The sequence below is a fragment of the Micromonospora sp. KC721 genome, from assembly GCF_004348355.1.
Taxonomy (GTDB): domain Bacteria; phylum Actinomycetota; class Actinomycetes; order Mycobacteriales; family Micromonosporaceae; genus Micromonospora.
The window spans coordinates 1-634 of sequence record NZ_SMJY01000418.1; the positions used below are offsets into that span (position 1 = coordinate 1).

1 protein-coding gene is annotated in these 634 nt (G+C 65.8%); it reads right to left on the reverse strand.

The window, feature by feature from the left end; translation table 11 throughout:
• On the reverse strand, positions 1-450 hold a 450-nt coding region (locus E1182_RS30740; protein ID WP_207921588.1), incomplete at its 3' end, for a hypothetical protein.
• Between the last annotated feature and the right edge of the window lie 184 nt (positions 451-634).

Sequence of the window (634 nt, forward strand, 5' to 3'; positions counted from 1 at the left end):
GTAGTACCAAGTCCGGGTGGGATCCGGGTGGCCTGAACCGGGCAAACCGGCCCCGGGGCCGGCGGCCAAACCCGGGCCGCCTGCCGCGCGCTCCTGCGTCCCGCCCGCGCGCGGCACCCCGGGACCGGCACGCCCGGCAACAGGGTCGGTAGACCGCTGAGAGGCACGCAGAGCCCGCTTGCGACACGCATCGTTGTGGTGAACCGGGGTGTACATCCCGATCGACTCCGCCGGGTTCTTCGCCCCCGCGTAGCCAACCTTGATCACCTCGTTCTGCACCTTCCCGAAGTTGTCGCGGAACCCGGCCACGACCTGCACGTCCCAGCGAGGAAGACCGTCCTTGGTCGTCTCCTGCTTGTCCCGCGTGCCGAACTCAATCCGGGGCTCCGCGCCCAGGAAGGCAACCGCCTGGAAAGTCGCGGCCTGGTCCACGATGAACGTCTGCGGCATGGTCTGTTCCTCCCAAGGTCTATGCTCTAGCCTTTAGAGCATCGAGTGAAGTCGACTCTAGTCATTAGAGACGAGACCGTCAAGGGAGTAAATCTGATGTCGCAGTCCGCGCCGGTACCCAAGGACCTGGCACAGTGGGTCGAGCAGCAGATCCGCGACCTGACCGATCTCGTAGCGGAGTCGA